Origin of the sequence: Bacillus sp. UNC437CL72CviS29 (assembly GCF_000482345.1) — a bacterium.
In the GTDB taxonomy this organism is placed as follows: domain Bacteria; phylum Bacillota; class Bacilli; order Bacillales; family Bacillaceae_G; genus Bacillus_A; species Bacillus_A arachidis.
Genome location: NZ_KI535303.1, coordinates 560,488 through 576,252 on the forward strand (window position 1 = coordinate 560,488; position 15,765 = coordinate 576,252).

At 34.5% G+C, this 15,765-nt stretch carries 13 protein-coding genes; 2 read left to right on the top strand and 11 right to left on the bottom strand.

The window, feature by feature from the left end; all coding sequences use genetic code 11:
- Positions 1 to 25: 25 nt before the first annotated feature.
- On the bottom strand, positions 26 to 1,423 hold the full coding sequence (gene pdxR, locus M014_RS0123905) for a MocR-like pyridoxine biosynthesis transcription factor PdxR (protein WP_026593951.1): 1,398 nt from the start codon (positions 1,421 to 1,423) through the stop codon (positions 26 to 28).
- A gap of 116 nt (positions 1,424 to 1,539) precedes the next feature.
- Here pdxR and M014_RS0123910 point away from each other — a divergent pair, with 116 nt between their 5' ends.
- On the top strand, positions 1,540 to 2,466 hold the full coding sequence (locus tag M014_RS0123910) for a DMT family transporter (RefSeq protein WP_026593952.1): 927 nt from the start codon (positions 1,540 to 1,542) through the stop codon (positions 2,464 to 2,466).
- A 119-nt stretch (positions 2,467 to 2,585) separates the two neighbouring features.
- Entirely contained in the window at positions 2,586 to 3,125 is a 540-nt protein-coding gene (locus M014_RS0123915) for a DUF4871 domain-containing protein (protein ID WP_026593953.1), read from the top strand.
- Between the two features lie 318 nt (positions 3,126 to 3,443).
- Here the strand turns inward: M014_RS0123915 and M014_RS0123925 are convergent, their stop codons facing one another.
- From M014_RS0123925 to M014_RS0123980, 10 genes are all read right to left on the bottom strand, one after another.
- A complete protein-coding gene (locus M014_RS0123925) occupies positions 3,444 to 4,646 on the bottom strand; it encodes an NAD(P)-dependent malic enzyme (protein ID WP_026593954.1) in 1,203 nt (400 codons plus the stop codon).
- Positions 4,647 to 4,714: 68 nt separating this feature from the next.
- On the bottom strand, positions 4,715 to 6,061 hold the full coding sequence (locus M014_RS0123930) for a 2-hydroxycarboxylate transporter family protein (protein ID WP_026593955.1): 1,347 nt from the start codon (positions 6,059 to 6,061) through the stop codon (positions 4,715 to 4,717).
- 122 nt (positions 6,062 to 6,183) lie between these two features.
- The gene (locus M014_RS0123935) at positions 6,184 to 6,891 is read right to left on the bottom strand and encodes a response regulator (RefSeq protein ID WP_026593956.1); all 708 of its coding nucleotides are present in this window, start codon (positions 6,889 to 6,891) and stop codon (positions 6,184 to 6,186) included.
- Positions 6,888 to 8,495: a sensor histidine kinase gene (locus tag M014_RS0123940; protein ID WP_026593957.1), complete on the bottom strand. Its 1,608-nt coding sequence runs from the start codon at positions 8,493 to 8,495 to the stop codon at positions 6,888 to 6,890. The genes M014_RS0123935 and M014_RS0123940 overlap by 4 nt, the downstream gene beginning before the upstream one ends.
- A 316-nt stretch (positions 8,496 to 8,811) precedes the next feature.
- On the bottom strand, positions 8,812 to 9,585 hold the full coding sequence (locus M014_RS0123945; RefSeq protein ID WP_026593958.1) for a C39 family peptidase: 774 nt from the start codon (positions 9,583 to 9,585) through the stop codon (positions 8,812 to 8,814).
- A gap of 21 nt (positions 9,586 to 9,606) precedes the next feature.
- A complete protein-coding gene (locus M014_RS0123950) occupies positions 9,607 to 10,389 on the bottom strand; it encodes a hypothetical protein (protein WP_051588621.1) in 783 nt (260 codons plus the stop codon).
- Between the two features lie 294 nt (positions 10,390 to 10,683).
- Entirely contained in the window at positions 10,684 to 11,955 is a 1,272-nt protein-coding gene (locus M014_RS0123955; protein ID WP_035415681.1) for a sensor histidine kinase, read from the bottom strand.
- The gene (locus M014_RS0123960; RefSeq protein WP_026593961.1) at positions 11,952 to 12,623 is read right to left on the bottom strand and encodes a response regulator transcription factor; all 672 of its coding nucleotides are present in this window, start codon (positions 12,621 to 12,623) and stop codon (positions 11,952 to 11,954) included. The genes M014_RS0123955 and M014_RS0123960 overlap by 4 nt, the downstream gene beginning before the upstream one ends.
- Positions 12,624 to 13,200: 577 nt before the next feature.
- Positions 13,201 to 13,905: a metallophosphoesterase family protein gene (locus M014_RS0123970; protein WP_026593962.1), complete on the bottom strand. Its 705-nt coding sequence runs from the start codon at positions 13,903 to 13,905 to the stop codon at positions 13,201 to 13,203.
- A 483-nt stretch (positions 13,906 to 14,388) separates the two neighbouring features.
- Positions 14,389 to 15,765, bottom strand: coding sequence for an ABC transporter substrate-binding protein (locus M014_RS0123980; protein ID WP_026593963.1), 1,377 nt, complete (start codon positions 15,763 to 15,765; stop codon positions 14,389 to 14,391).

Here is a 15,765-nt window from a genome sequence, read left to right on the forward strand (position 1 = left end):
ATATGAGGATTTTTTTATTAGCGTTTTACAGTGCAAACCACGCATTATATAATAATTGAATTGCCTCTTCAATCCCTGCCTCTGATAAAATAGCGAACCCAAGTAAAACCGTATTTTTAGGAGTACTCCCTTCTTTATAATACGTAGAAACAGGATATACTTTTATACCGTTTTCAGCTGCCCTCTTTATTAATTCTTCTTCTAACATTTCGTTGTGAACCTTTAATAAAATATGTAAGCCAGAGTCTTCCCCAATTACTTCCGCCTTATTAGAAAAGTACTTTTCTATTGCTGAGACAAGAGCATCTCTCTTTTTCCGATAAACGACTCGCATCTTATAAATATGCTTTTCCCAATGTCCTTCATTTAAAAACCTTCTAATAATTTCTTGATCAATTCTTGAAACACTTTGTGCATAAAATAAATATTGTGTTTGATACAACTCAATTAGCTGTTTTGGTAGCACCATATAGCTCATCCGTAATGATGGAAGCAGAGCTTTTGAAAGTGTTCCCATGTAAATTACATTCCCTTCTGTATCAAGCCCTTGCAACGCTGGGATCGGCTTTCCAGAGTAACGGAACTCACTATCGTAATCATCTTCAATAATATAACGCCCACTCCTCCCTTGTGCCCATTGTAATAGTTGCATCCTTCTTTTAATTGGCATAATCATTCCACACGGAAATTGATGGGATGGAGTAACGAACACAACATTCGCATTGCTACCTTCTAAATCTGAAATACAAATCCCATCCTCATCAAGCGGGAGCATTTGAACATTTTCTTCCCCCTTCTCAAAGACAACCAACTTTCGGTGATACCCTGGATTTTCAACTGCAAAATGACTTCCCTTTAGTAACTGAAACAACATTCTTATTAAAAATTGTGTTCCGGCTCCTATTACAATTTGACTCGCTGAACATCTCACACCCCTTGATTCATATAAATATTTCGCAATCTCTTCACGTAAACTGGATTCACCTTGAGGATGCCCAAGAAATAGAAGGTCCTTATTTTCTAGTTGCCATACCTCATTTGAAATTTTCCGATATACAGAGAATGGAAATGTATTTGCATCTACACCCGTTTGTGTAAAATCATATTTATATTTCTGTTCCTCATGCAATACTTCCTTAACGACTTCTCTTTTTTTCATTGTATGTATCATTTGTTCAATTTCACATACAAAATACCCCTTACGTGAAACCGATTCAATATATCCTTCTGCAAGAAGTTGTTCATATGCCGATTCCACTGTATTTTTACTTACTTCTAAATGCATTGCTAACTTTCTTTTTGCTGGAAGCCTCGTCAAGGGAGGGATTTTTCCACTTCTTATTTCTGTTTTTATATACTCGTATAACTGTACATACAGCGGGATTTTTTTCTCCATATTCAAATTTGGTGTTAACTCTAACATAAAATCTGACCCCTTTATAAAATGCATTATTGATACTTCTTACAGTACCAGAAGTTATATATAATTCCTTTTATCATGTAAATTTTAAAAAATCAATCCTAGAAAGGAGCATCATGATGAACAATAACAGACGTCTCGGCCTCATTATGATTATTACAGGAGCTACTCTATGGGGATTATCAGGTCCAATGATTCAGTGGCTCTTTCAACATACGAAAGTATCATCTATTGATTTTTTAGTAATTCGCCTATTGCTTGCTGGGATCTTTATTTTATGTTTTCTACTTATAAAAAAACAAAATATATTTCGTATTTGGCAACACCCACGCCATCTTTTACAACTTATCATTTTCTCTATTCTTGGAATGCTTGGCGCCCAGTATGCTTTTATTGAAACAGTGCATATTAGCAACGCAGTTACCGCTACTTTATTCCAGTTTTTAGGGCCAGTTCTCATTACCGTTTATGTTGCAATACGGTATAAAAAACTTCCTTCAATTATGCAAGTGTTAGCCATTGTCGCTGCCCTAACAGGCACATACTTTATTATTACAAATGGATCAATTGAAAATATTGTTTTATCGAAGGAAGCTATTTTATTTGGTCTATTAACAGCTATTGGTTTTGCTTTTTATACACTTCACCCTGCTTCTCTTATTAAACAATGGGGCACAACTCTTATTATTGGCTGGGGTATGTTAATCGGGGGCATTTCACTATTTATTTATAATCACTCTTTTGAATGGAAACAACTTTCACAAATCTTTACACTTCCAACATTCTCTATGCTGATTTTAATTATTATAAGTGGAACGCTTTCTTTTCTTCTCTACATTGGCAGTTTAAAATATTTATCCGCAACAGAGACCAGTATTTTATCTAGTATTGAACCGCTTGTAGCAGCTATCGTTTCCATCACTTGGCTAAAAGAATCTTTCGGCGCATACCAATTACTAGGCGGTGTATGTATCGTCATCGCCGTTATTTTCTTAACAATGCCAGAAAAAGAAGCAGAACCTACATTCACACCTGAACAAATATAGTGCAAAATATCGAAAGAGGTCATACTAAACTTCTGACCTCTTTTTATGAATGAAAAGGAATTGTCCGCTCTTCTAGCAAATACAATTACACTAACAATGAAAAATAGGAGTGTGGCAAAATGAAAAAAATTGGCACTGTGCTACTTTTCTCCTTTCTCATCACTGGATGTACCTCAATCGAGCAAGATTCCAAAGCACCTATAAAAGAAATAACAAAAACCTCTCAACCTCAAAATAATGTACCTTCATTTTTTCACTTAAGCGTCTTAAAAGATGTTAGCTGGGAAGAAAGTCCTTCCTTTGTAGCTGGAAAGACACCATTAAAAGGCATTGAAGGAAAAGTTGCAATTGCAGATAGTACATTCATTGCTGGTGAGAAAAATAAACAGATGTGGTTCTTCCTCGATCCACAAATGCCATCTGGAAAACTATCTATTATCGCCTTAAAACAAGGATCTACAAAACCGACTCCCATACTCTTTCAAGATGAAACTTTCGAACAAACTTGGACTGCTCCTACTCCCATTCATTCAAATATAAAAGAACTCCCTTTCCTTATGTCACTACCTTCTCCTGGATTATGGGTCTTAAATGTCTATATTGATGAGAAATATTATGAGCAAATTGTTATTCAAGTAGAAAAAAGTGACAAAACTTAATGTCTTTCTTACAACAATGTAATTGTTATGTCATCTACTTCGATAGTTGCATCCCCTTCTCTCCCTTATACTAAAAGTAAGAAATGAAACAACAAACAAGGAGAGATGAGAGATGAAAAAAGTAATGGAAGTTGTAGTGGCTTTGGTAGAGGTTTTCGTAAATGGAAAGCAAGTTGCAATGGAGTTGAATAAATAATGCAGAGCGAAATATTTATTACTAATAATATAAAACCATAAGCGGAGGTACGATTTCTTTATTGCTCTGATCTCTTATCTCACTAAAAACGCAGTGCCTCCTTAAAAGGGCACTGCGTTTTATTATTTATAACTTGGCATTTTTGTAATCTGTGCGACTCCTGACTCGATTGCCGCTTTTGCTACTGCAGCAGCAACACTTGGAACAACTCTTTTATCTAAGGGATTTGGAATTACATAGTTCTCATTTCGTTCTTCATCAGTAATGATGTTAGCGATTCCATATGCTGCAGCTAACTTCATTTCTTCTGTGACATCTGTTGCACGTACATCTAATGCACCACGGAATATACCAGGGAATGCTAAGACATTGTTTACTTGGTTTGGAAAATCAGAACGTCCTGTTCCAACAACCGCTGCTCCAGCCTCTAGTGCATCTTCTGGGAATATTTCTGGTACTGGATTCGCCATTGCAAACACAATTGGTTTCTCATTCATTGTCTTCACAAGTTCTTTTGTTAATACGTTAGGGGCAGATACACCGATAAAAATATCTGCTCCGTCAATCGCTTCTTTTAATGTTCCACGTACAAATTCACGATTTGTTTCTTTCGCAATCTCGATTTGTGCAGGGTTCATCCATGATTCTCCTTCACAAACGATACCTTCTAAACTTACTAACGTCATATGCTGCGCGCCTGCATTTAATAACAATTTACCAATTGCAATCCCTGCAGAACCGGCACCATTAATGACAATCTTCACTTCATCCATCTGTTTGTTTACAACTTTTAAAGCATTAATAACTGCAGCTAAAACAACAATTGCTGTTCCGTGTTGATCATCATGGAACACTGGAATATTTGTTTCTTCTTTTAAGCGCTTTTCAATTTCAAAACAGCGCGGCGCTGCAATATCTTCTAAATTAATACCTGCAAATGTAGGTTCTAAATTTTTAACAATGGTTACGATTTCATCTACATCAGTCGTTCCAAGACAAAGCGGAAATGCATCTACATTCGCAAATTTTTTAAATAAAATACTTTTCCCTTCCATAACAGGCATAGCTGCCTTCGGTCCAATATCACCTAATCCGAGTACTGCTGTTCCATCCGAAACAACTGCCACCATATTACCGCGCGCTGTATAGTCATAAGCTGTTTCTTCATCTGCAGCGATCGCTTTACAAGACTCAGCCACTCCTGGTGTATATGTCAAACTTAAATCATCTGCTGAATTTACTTCTACTTTACTTGTAATTTCAATTTTTCCTACCAATTCTTTATGAAGTAATAATGAACGTTCATTAATTTGACTTTCTAACATATAAATAAACTCCTCCTAATTTGACAAGCTAGCTACGTTTTTACATAGCTAGCTTGTATGATGATAAATTATGAAAACATTTTTAATAAAATTGTCGCTGTTACAACCATAGCAGCGCCACCTAAACGCGTTGAAATTTGCGCAAATGGCATTAATTCCATACGATTTGAAGCTGATAAAATCGCAACGTCTCCAGTTCCGCCTAATCCGCTATGGCATCCTGTTACAATCGCAGATTCAACCGGGAACATTTTCATGACTTTTCCAATAAGGAAACCAGTCGTGATCATTGTGATTACCACTGATGCACACACCGCAACATATCCAACTGAAAGAACAGCTGCCACATCTTTTAACGGAATGTATAACAATCCTAAACCGACCATTAATGGCCACGTTAAGGTTTTCGAAATAAATTTATATAAGTGATATGCACCTTGTTCCATTTTTGCTGGCATTAATTTGAAGTATTTCACAAGTGCTGCTGAAAAGATCATAATGATTGCTCCTGGAATACCAATAAATTTAGAAGCAAATCCACCGAAAATAAAGAACGTACATGCGATTAATAAACCTGCTCCCATTAATGAGAAGTCAATTGGTTTTTCTGTATTTTGTTCTTTTAATAATTCGTCTTGATCACCTGTTTTTACCAACACACCATTACCGCTAAGTTCTGGTTTTTTCTCACCTAATCGCTTCATATATCCAGCGCCTACAATCGCAAACATATTCCCGATAACCGCTGCTGGAATAAGCTGAGATACAAATGTTGCTGATGATTGATTTAAAATCTCGCTGTAAGCTAAGGAAAGTGGTAAAATCCCTTCTCCGATACCACCGCTCACAATTGGTACAATGATAAAGAAGAATGTTCGCTTCATTTCAAATCCAAATAATGATCCAACTAATAATCCCACTGCAATAGAAGCTAGTGTTCCTACAACTAACGGAATAAACATACGAATAAACCCTTGTACTAACACTTTTCGATTCATTCCTAAAACACTTCCGACTACTAAACAAGAAATATATAAATATAAAAAGTTCGATTTTTTCATTAGCATCGTCGCTGCTTCCATTGAAGCTGGATTCATCCAATTGAAAAACACTAGTAAAGATGGAATAAATAATGAAAGAATTGCTGGTCCACCAATATTTTTTAAAATCGGGATCCTCATCCCAATATCACCTAAGAAAATTCCCATAATCATAATGACTGCAAATCCACCAATCATATCAGCAGGTAATTTGTTATATACAGATGCTCCATAAATAATAGCTGCTAATACGATATATAACGGTAAAGGTATAACGCCAATTTTAATATTCATAACTTTCGAAACAAAAGTTTTTTGTTCCACTTCTGTTGTTTCCACCGATGATATCGCTTCCACATTTTTTTGAATCCCCATATAGGCACCTCCTTATATTCTTGTTTATAATATTAAAACGCTTTCAACAGTAAAAATAGTATTTGTAAGTTTTGTAACTAGTTTTGTAATTAAAAAAAGTATAAGCGACTTACATAAGTCGCTTATACATACAAACGTATTTTGTTTTCATCGATGCATCGTAATTTACTTACCGGTCTCCCTACATGTTGATAAACCATTTCATTTTCTAAAACTCCAATTTCAGTTAAAAACATTACATACTTTCGAATAGACACCCTTGAAATCCCAACTAATTGAGCCATTTCATCTGTTGTAAATGCTTGTCCATGAAGCGCTTCTATTTGCTTCCATATCAACTGTAATGTTTGCTTTGTTAGCCCTTTTGGCAGTTCTTTATCTGCATGAATTTCTACTTTTTCTTTTTGTAAAATCAACGTATCTAATTCAGATTGGCTAATTTTTTGCTGTTCTTTCATAAATATAAATTTTTCTCGATATGCGGTTAATGCTTCCTTAAACCTTTCAAATGTAAATGGTTTAATTAAATAATCAACAACTCCATATTGAAGCGCTTTTTTTATACTTCCCATATCATGCACAGCTGAAATCATAATTACATCAATTTCTTTTTCTTGATTCCTAATATGCATTAACAAGTCAAACCCTGTATCACCAGGCATAAAAATATCGAGCAATACGAAATCTATAGCCGACTTTTTTAATATCTCTACTGCTTCTTTCACAGAATTAGCTATATGAACAAGTTCAAATCCTCCTACTTGCTCTAAATAATGCTTATTTAACATCGCTACCATTGGATCATCTTCTACAATCAAAACTTTGATCATGTTCCTATCTCATCCCTACTTTTGTATGGTATTTCAATGGTTATTGTCGTTCCTTTTCCTAACAATGAATTGACATGTATGCTTCCATTTATCCGCTTTAAACTATCATTTACAAGATATAAGCCATATCCTCGATTTGTTCCTTTTGTGGAATACCCTTTGGCAAATACTTTTTCAATTTCTTCTTTCGGGATTCCAAATCCTGTATCTTTCACTGTAATAATCAATTTATCCTGATATTGAATAGAAATATCTACTCGCTTATATTCACAATTCATCACCGCATCTAATGCATTGTCGATTAAATTTCCTACAATTGTAATGAGTTCATGAATAATGCTTTCGGCATATGGCTCTGGTAAGTAAGAATTTTCACTTACAATAAGTTGGACATTCTTTTCCCTTGCGTAACTAAGTTTACCAAGCATAAACCCTGCAAATACAGGATTTTTTATTTTTTGCATCACACCACCAATTTCATATTGATGCTCCGAGACCATGTTACTAATATAGGTCTCTAATTGTCCATAATGCTTCATATGTGTAAGCCCTAATACAACGTGCATCTTATTCATAAACTCATGAGATTGTGCCCTGAGCGCTTCTGCATAAAGTCGAATATCTGTTAATTGTTCTGCTAATTGCCTAATCTCTGTTTTATCACGAAATGTTGCAATGGCACCAACAATTTCTCCTTTAACATATAAAGGAACTCTGTTTGTAACAATAGTAATTCCATAAAGATTTTGTTCCTCATACAATTGTGCTTTCCCCGTTTGTAACACTTCTTTTATACATGAGTTAGGCATATACTTCTCAATATCTTTACCAATAAAATCTTCTTCGAGACCACTCTTCTTAAATAACCGTTTCGCTTCGTTATTAATTAAAGTAACTCTCGCCTCTTTATCGACAGCAATAATTCCTTCTTTAACAGATTGTAACATCGTATTTCGTTCTTCTAAAATTTTTGCGATTTCGCTAGGTTCAAGATCAAATAAAATTTTCTTAATATGTCTAGCTAATAAAATAGCACCTATAATTCCAACTAAGATTCCAACACTGATACCAATATAAATAATGTGCCTACTCTCTTTTACCCTCTCATGCACATTATCAGCTGAAATTCCGACAGCGACAACCCCAAGTTGTTCTTTTGCTTCAGAAAAGATCGGTACAAAAACTCGCATAGAAATTCCTAACGTTCCTTCTGCCATCGATACATGTTCTTTCCCTTTCAAAGCTATCCCCTCATCTCCTCCAACAAAATGATGACCGATTTTCTGAGGATTTGGATGAGATTTTCTTATTCCATTCATATCCATGACTACAATAAATTGAACATCTGTATTTTTTAATAAACGATTTGTATACGTTTGAACTTCAGATATATCTTTTCTTCCTACTAAAGCATCAATGACAAGTGGCGAATTCGCTACAATACGCGCGATTGTTTTTGCTTTTTCAGCCTGACTTTCTTCCGTCGTACGCTCGACATTATGACTAATTAATATATCTGTCACAAGTAAAGAAAGTAAAATAACAATACACACTAGTAATGTAATTGTCTTCCATAAACTTAACAACTTTTTTCTTTTCCTCATCCCTTTATTGTCTCCCTTATTCCTTCTTTATTACACGTGAAATCTATCTTACTTATTCTTTTTTATAAATACAACCATTTCATTTTCATTAAATAAGGACATCTACCTTAATTCATTCTCTCACAATAGTTTCTATCCACTTTTTATTCTTACAACAACGGAATTCTCATGTCTTCTCCTTCGATCGTTGCATCTCCATCTTTCCCTTATACTGAACGTATAAAATGAAATACCAAACAAAAAGAAATGAAAGATAAATAATAAAGAGGAGTTCAGTATAATAAATATGCTGAACTCCTCTTATTTTTTCTTGAATCTATTCATGTTGTTCCATATAGCTAATTGCCTGACTCCCCATTTGTACCCATGCCTGTTCAAAGTCTTCACGCGGAACACTTACACTTTTCGTGTCACTAAGCGGGTCATGTATATACACCGATTCTTCATCGTAGCCAACAAGAAGAACGCAATGTTCATTATATGTAATAGAAACATTACCTGCATCCGTTTTCCATATATCAAATTCATCTTCATCTAAAGGTGCATACGTTGCATTTGTAATCATCACAACTGGTGCGCCTTCTTTTACAGTTTTATAAATTTCATCTATGTTCTCACCTGTCAAATCAACAGCGCGATTCGGTAAATATTTGTTTGCTAACTGAAACAATGGTTCATGATACACGCCATATCCTGATTCAGAAAAAGTATAAATATTCCCTACAAACCCCTCATGTGGATTACCGCGTACACCATCATTTGAAAAGGAAACTTTCTGTATTTCATCTGCTAGTGTTAGCTTATCTACAGAAATACCTGCGTACTGTAACATCATAGCTAAGCTTGTTACTTCGCAACCTCTGTCTAGCTCTGGTAACTGCTGAATAAAGGGTACATTTTGTAGTACTACTTTTTCTTCATCCATATTCACTAGTTCCCTTTTCTTTTGATTAAATTGGTTTGAGACGATTCTCTTTACACTCTCTACATGTTTAGTAACAGGAATTATGTCACTTCTTTTCATATATACACTACAGATAAATATTCCTAATACAATTACACATATATACATCTTCCACTTTCGTATCATCCTTCTATCTTCACGCCCTTTTTAATTCGTTAAATACGAATAAAATGCATCCGCATCTGTTTGAACCATAGGTAAAAAGACAAGTTCCTTTCCCTTTTCAGGCTGTTCTTCTTTTATTTTCTCTTTTAACTGCTCGATATTTGTATTTGTACGATCTATACCAAGCTCGTCTGCAATTTGTATTACTTTCTGCTCATTGATTTCTTTTAGCACTTGGTAAATATCTTTACCATATAAATCAATATGAAGTATTTTTGCTTCGGCTTGAATTTTCCCCTCATATACTTCTTGCGCTAACTCCTCTATACCTTTCCCTTTTTGAGAAATCCCAAGATTTTCCGCTTCTTCTTTTACCTTTGTTCCATAAACCTCTTCAGCAACTTCATCTATTTTTTTTCCTTCTTTTGAAATACCGAATTTATCTGCTTCATCACTTATTTTGATTGTATTAATTTGATTGATTAAATCGACAATGGATGTATTTTCGATCGGTATTCCTAATTTTTTTGCTTCCTGTTTTATTTTTGTTTCATAGATTTCTTCTGAAAGAACCCCTACATCTTTTCCCTCAGTAGAGATTCCTAATTGTGCCGCTTCTCGATCAACTTCTGTTTCATGAATCTCCTTTTCTAACATAAGTTGCTCTTTTCCATCCGTTTCAATTCCTAGTTTTTGCGCCTTCTCCTCTGTATAGGCCACATGCATTTCTCCGTTATTCAGTTGTTCATTACTACACTGCGAAAAGTTAGTTTTGCCTTTTGACATTGTAGAAGCAGACGCCCCTCCCATTACGCTTAAACTCATTATTCCAATAACAAATAATGATGCTACCTTTTTCTTTTTCAAATTGCTTCTCCTCCTTTATGTTTCTCATACAATCCGCCTTCCATTTTTCCATATTATCGAAAAAGATACGTTCAGTTCGGCTCGTATTAAAATCACCCATGAATATAACTATCTATCCGCAAAAAGAATACAAAGTCATTACTTTTTCTCTTTTTTCCTTCTTATTCTCTGTAAACTCTATTATGAAAAACATTTCTTAACTTTCCCTTAAAAAAAAGACGACCTTGTAAAACAAGATCGTCTCTAATTTCTTTATATTCGTTGATTTTTAGGTAAAATCACTTCAAAACAAGTACCTTCATTCATTTTGCTCTCTACTTTTATTTTTCCATAATGTTTTTCTACAATCCAACTAGCAATTGAAAGACCTAAGCCAGCTCCTTCTGATTTCGTTCTCGCTTTATCTCCTTGATAAAAACGATCAAATAACTTTGGAATATCTTCTTCTTTTATTCCAATTCCATTGTCTTTTACCTGAATCATAATTGAACTACTTGTTTGCATACATGCTACTTGAATCGTCCCACCAACATCAGTATATTTCATCGCATTGTCTAATAAAATTACAACCATTTGATGAATTCTTTCTCTATCACCAGTAAAAGATACTTTAGATTCGATTTCCAATGTCATCTTTTTCTCTTGATACGCAGCAATCTCTGTATAAGGATCTACTACTTCTATTAATAATGCATCTAGTGCAAATTCCTTTTTATCCATTTCAATTTGATTCGAATCTGAACGAGCTAACAATAATAAATTAGCAACTAGCTTTGATAACCTTCTACACTCCTTTGAAATTGTAGAAATATCAATTGCCTTTTCCTCTATCGTGGCGGAAGGAGACTGAAATAGTACATCTGTTTTTGATTGAATGACCGCTAGCGGTGTTCTTAATTCATGAGAGGCATCGGAAACAAATTGTTGCTGCTTTTCCCAAGAATTACGAATTGGTATAAGAGCTCTTCCAGCTAAGAAAAATCCCATCCCAATTGCACATACACTTCCAATGCTACATCCAATGATGATAATTAGTAATAGTGTGTGGAGCATTTCTTTTTCAGCAGTTGTTTCACGTAATATTTGAAATGTCACTTTTTCTCCAGATAACAAATTCATTTGAAACGCCCATGTTCGAAAACTTTTTCTTTCTACTTCTATATCATGAAAATCTCCAAGTTTTTTTGGAAATAACTTAGATTGATTATCTTCCCAAAAATTAGGCCCTCGAAATTTCGGCTCCATATCTATCAACTGATTCTTTTCGTCCCATTTCAATACAAGAATCCTCGAATCTCCAATACGTAAATCTTTATTTAAGCCAAACTGTTTTTGCAGTGCCCGATTATTTTTTGTCTGCTTAACAATAAAATTCCTTATAGAGTCATCTATTCCTTTATAAATTCGGTCGTGTGTATACGAATAAATAACGCTTCCCAATATCCCAATTAATATAATAAACACTAATGAATTTAAAATTGTAAGGCGAATGCGTGTTTTTTGAAACATACTTCTCCTCTTCATTGTTCTTTTAACATATATCCAATCCCGCGAACGGTTTGAATATCTTTTTGATAACCAAATGGCTCCAATTTTTTTCGTAAATGATGAACATACACTTCAACAATCGCTACCGTAGTATCTGAATCAAATCCCCAAACGCGATCAAAGATTTGTTCACGCATTAAAATCTTTCCACTATTTTGAATCAGGTACTCTAAAAGTTCATATTGCTTTAATGTTAATTTCATTACTTCTCCATCTACGTGAATATCTTTGTCCTTTCCAAACAACTCGATTCCACGGTAGGTAATGGTTTGCTTTGTTGTTAAATTACCACTTCTTCGTAATAAAGCTCGAATTCTTGCTTTCAATTCTGGAGCTTGAAATGGCTTTATTAAATAATCATCTCCACCAAAATCTAACCCTTTCACACGGTCTTCTAAAGAATCTTTAGCAGTCAAAAATAAGACAGGTGTTTCAATTTTTTCATTTCGTATTCTTTGAATTACCTCAAAACCATCGATCGCTGGTAACATCACATCAAGAAGTATTACATCATAAATATTTTGCAATGCCAAAAATAAGCCATCTTCCCCATTCATTGCTGTATCAACTTCAAACTCATCACGTAAAATTTGTGTAATTGATTCTAATAAAGGTGCATTATCTTCTACAACTAACAAGCGCATATCACTTTCTCACCTTTCATCTAACATAAGATCTCTTTCTATTCACTTACAGAATGAAACTGCCATCACCAATCAGACTTTTATGAACAGCATAAAAAACTCGCTCACTCCGTTACCGCTAAATCATATGTAATTAAAATAATTATATATCATTGTCTCTGCAAGCTTGTCATAATATAAAGCATTCTTTCTCTCACTTTATCATCCGTTTTTCTGTATATGAAGGTTATTATGAAATCCCTTCCTTAACTTTCCCTTAAAAAAGGAGTTTTAAAAACAGAAGATTTGTATCTTACAACAATGTAATCCTCTCGTCACCTAATTCGATAGTTACGAAACTTACTGCCTATTATACTTAAAGTAAGAAATAAGAAATAAGAAAACAAACAAAGGAGAGATAAGAGATGAAAAAAATGATTGAAGTTGTAGTGGCAGTAGTAGAGGTTTTTGTAAATGGGAAACAAGTTATAATAGAGTTAAATCGATAATGAATCTCCGTGATGGTTTTATAAATTATATAAGCACGTAAAAAGAGATAAGGTTTGGTCTTTACTTTGATCCCTTATCTCTTTTTATATTATTCTTTTACTGCATATACAATTTGGCTTGGTAACTCTAAACAATTTAGCTGGCCTCCATATACTGCCCCGCCATCAATTCCGATAATTCGGTTATTCCCAAAATATACATCACAATTATCATCACCATGAAGTGTCTTGGTTTCTGTATGTCCAAATACAACGGTCTTTTCACCATTATATCCACTATGAAACTCATTCCGTATCCACATTAACGTGTATGGCTCGGATTCAGAAACTGGTTTTGTTGGTTCTACACCAGCATGAACAAATATATACTGTTCTGTTTCGATATAATGTTCTAGTTTTTGGATAAATTGCAAATGTTTCTCTAGTATCTCAGATTTCAAATTAGGTTTCTTAAACTCTTCTTCATCTGTAGCAATATCATTCTCTGAAAAGTTATAGCTATATAACGTTTTATTCCCACCATTTCTCTTCACCCAATGATCCCATAATTGCTCTTCATCGGTTGTTAATGCTTTAATCATCATATCTTCGTGATTTCCTTTTAAAACAAAAGCTCCTTCTTCTTTCAATTCCATCACTTTTTCAATTACAGCCTTTGCATTCGGTCCTCGATCAACGTAATCTCCTAGTAAAATTAACTGATCTTGTTTTGCATTATATTGTGCTTCTACTAACAATTTTTCAAATTTCTCTATTTCTCCATGAATATCACTTATTACAAGAAACCTCTGCATATATTCCCCTTCTTTCTAGAGTAACTTACTCCATATTATAACTTATCATATCTGAATCTTCTGACTTATATTCCGAAACCTCATTCAAAAAATAAATCAATGGGGGGGCTTTATTATCCACTGATTATTAGTCCTCAAATAGCGCTCTCCTTACAAACCTACCAAATTTCTCTTACAAGATTGTAAGTCTCTTGTCACTCAATTCGATAGTTATAAAGCTCATACTTCACTATAATTAAAGTAAGAAATACGATACAAACAAGGAGAGATGAGAGATGAAAAAAGTGATTGAAGTTGTAGTAGCGGTGGTAGAGGTTTTCATAAACGGAAAACAAGTTGCGATAGAGTTAAACAAATAAAGAAACGAGGAAAACTACTATGCCATATATAATGACCTAAAGAGAGATAAGGTTTCATCATTCTTTTGGTCCCTTATCTCCCTAATAGGAAAGTCGTATCCTTTTTTACAGATATGGCTTTCTTTTATTTTTGACTTGTACGATTCGAAATACTAATTGCACGATCCGTTGTTTTTGCTGCTTCATCCAACGCTTCTTTACTATTTTTCCCGTCATACATTGCTTCTAGCGCTTTTACAACCGCATCGCGAGATTCAGGGAATACACTAATAAGTGCACCTTGTGTTGCAACAGATGGTTTTGTTGCTTGTAACTGTTCTACTGTTACTTTTAACTGTGGATATTTTTCATATTGTTGTTTTACTAAAGGTTCATTATATGCGTCTGGATTAATAGAGAAATAGCCTGTTTCTGTATGCCACTTTGCCTGCACATCTGCTTTTGTTAAGTATTTCATAAAGTCCCAAGCACCTTTTTGTGTTTCTTCTGCAACCATATTTGTCATCCATAGTGATGCACCACCAATCACAACTCCATTTTGTTTCACATCTTCTGGATATGGGATATCTGCCACTCCCACATTAAATTTAGATGCATCAATTACATTACGAACACCTGCTGAAGAATCTAAATACATCGCAACCTGCCCGGATTGGAATGCGGCACGAACATCATCCCAACTTGCCCCATACTTTCCTAATGTACCAGCTTTATTCAGTTCATCTAATAAATCAAATACTTTCTGTCCTTCTTTTCCATTAAATACAGCTTTTGTTGCCGCATCTTTACGTCCATTTTCCTTATCAACATATAGCCCACCTTGTGTTGCCAAGAGCTCTTCAAAGAACCATCCGTAATTTAACATTGAAAAACCGTACTGTCTTACGCTTTCGCCTTCCTTAACAGTTAATTTTTTTGCTGCTTCTTTTAATTCAGTGTATGTTTTCGGTGCTTTTTCTGGATCGAGTCCCGCTTTCGTAAAGGCATCTTTATTATAAATTAATACCGGTGTAGATGAATTAAATGGCATGGAATACATTTTCCCATCAATTGAATAATAATTCGTAATCGATTTTTCTAACTTCGATGTATCATATTTATCTTTTTTAATCCAACTATCAATCGGTGTAATTTTTTTACTATCAATCATATATTTCGTTGTAATTTCGCTAGATTGAACGAGAGCTGGTGATTCCTTTGACGCTGTTATATTTTTAAACTTCGTTAAAGATTCTTCATAGGAACCTTGAAATTCAGCCTTCACCTCATATTTATTTTGTGACTTATTATAGTCTGCAACAATTCCATCTAGTACACCTTGCGTTTTTCCACCCATTGCATGCCAAAAGCGAATGACTGTTTTGTCTCCACTTTTCTCTACGGGAGCTATCTTTTCCTTCGCTTCAGATTTCCCCTCTGTTTTACTACTTGAACACGCTGCAGTCGATAATGCCATTGTCGCTGCCATTATAATAGCAGCACCTTTTTTCCAAAATCTCAT

Bases quoted from the DNA above. Each gene is read 5' to 3' on its own strand.
- M014_RS0123950 (WP_051588621.1), bottom strand. From the start codon at position 10,389: ATGAGTTTAAGCGTAATGGGAGGGGCGTCTGCTTCTACAATGTCAAAA.
- M014_RS0123980 (WP_026593963.1), bottom strand. From the start codon at position 15,765: ATGAGATTTTGGAAAAAAGGTGCTGCTATTATAATGGCAGCGACAATG.
- M014_RS0123915 (WP_026593953.1), top strand. From the start codon at position 2,586: ATGAAAAAAATTGGCACTGTGCTACTTTTCTCCTTTCTCATCACTGGA.
- M014_RS0123930 (WP_026593955.1), bottom strand. From the start codon at position 6,061: ATGGGGATTCAAAAAAATGTGGAAGCGATATCATCGGTGGAAACAACA.
- M014_RS0123925 (WP_026593954.1), bottom strand. From the start codon at position 4,646: ATGTTAGAAAGTCAAATTAATGAACGTTCATTATTACTTCATAAAGAA.
- M014_RS0123970 (WP_026593962.1), bottom strand. From the start codon at position 13,905: ATGCAGAGGTTTCTTGTAATAAGTGATATTCATGGAGAAATAGAGAAA.
- M014_RS0123945 (WP_026593958.1), bottom strand. From the start codon at position 9,585: ATGATACGAAAGTGGAAGATGTATATATGTGTAATTGTATTAGGAATA.
- M014_RS0123940 (WP_026593957.1), bottom strand. From the start codon at position 8,495: ATGAGGAAAAGAAAAAAGTTGTTAAGTTTATGGAAGACAATTACATTA.
- pdxR (WP_026593951.1), bottom strand. From the start codon at position 1,423: ATGTTAGAGTTAACACCAAATTTGAATATGGAGAAAAAAATCCCGCTG.
- M014_RS0123960 (WP_026593961.1), bottom strand. From the start codon at position 12,623: ATGCGCTTGTTAGTTGTAGAAGATAATGCACCTTTATTAGAATCAATT.
- M014_RS0123955 (WP_035415681.1), bottom strand. From the start codon at position 11,955: ATGAAGAGGAGAAGTATGTTTCAAAAAACACGCATTCGCCTTACAATT.
- M014_RS0123910 (WP_026593952.1), top strand. From the start codon at position 1,540: ATGAACAATAACAGACGTCTCGGCCTCATTATGATTATTACAGGAGCT.
- M014_RS0123935 (WP_026593956.1), bottom strand. From the start codon at position 6,891: ATGATCAAAGTTTTGATTGTAGAAGATGATCCAATGGTAGCGATGTTA.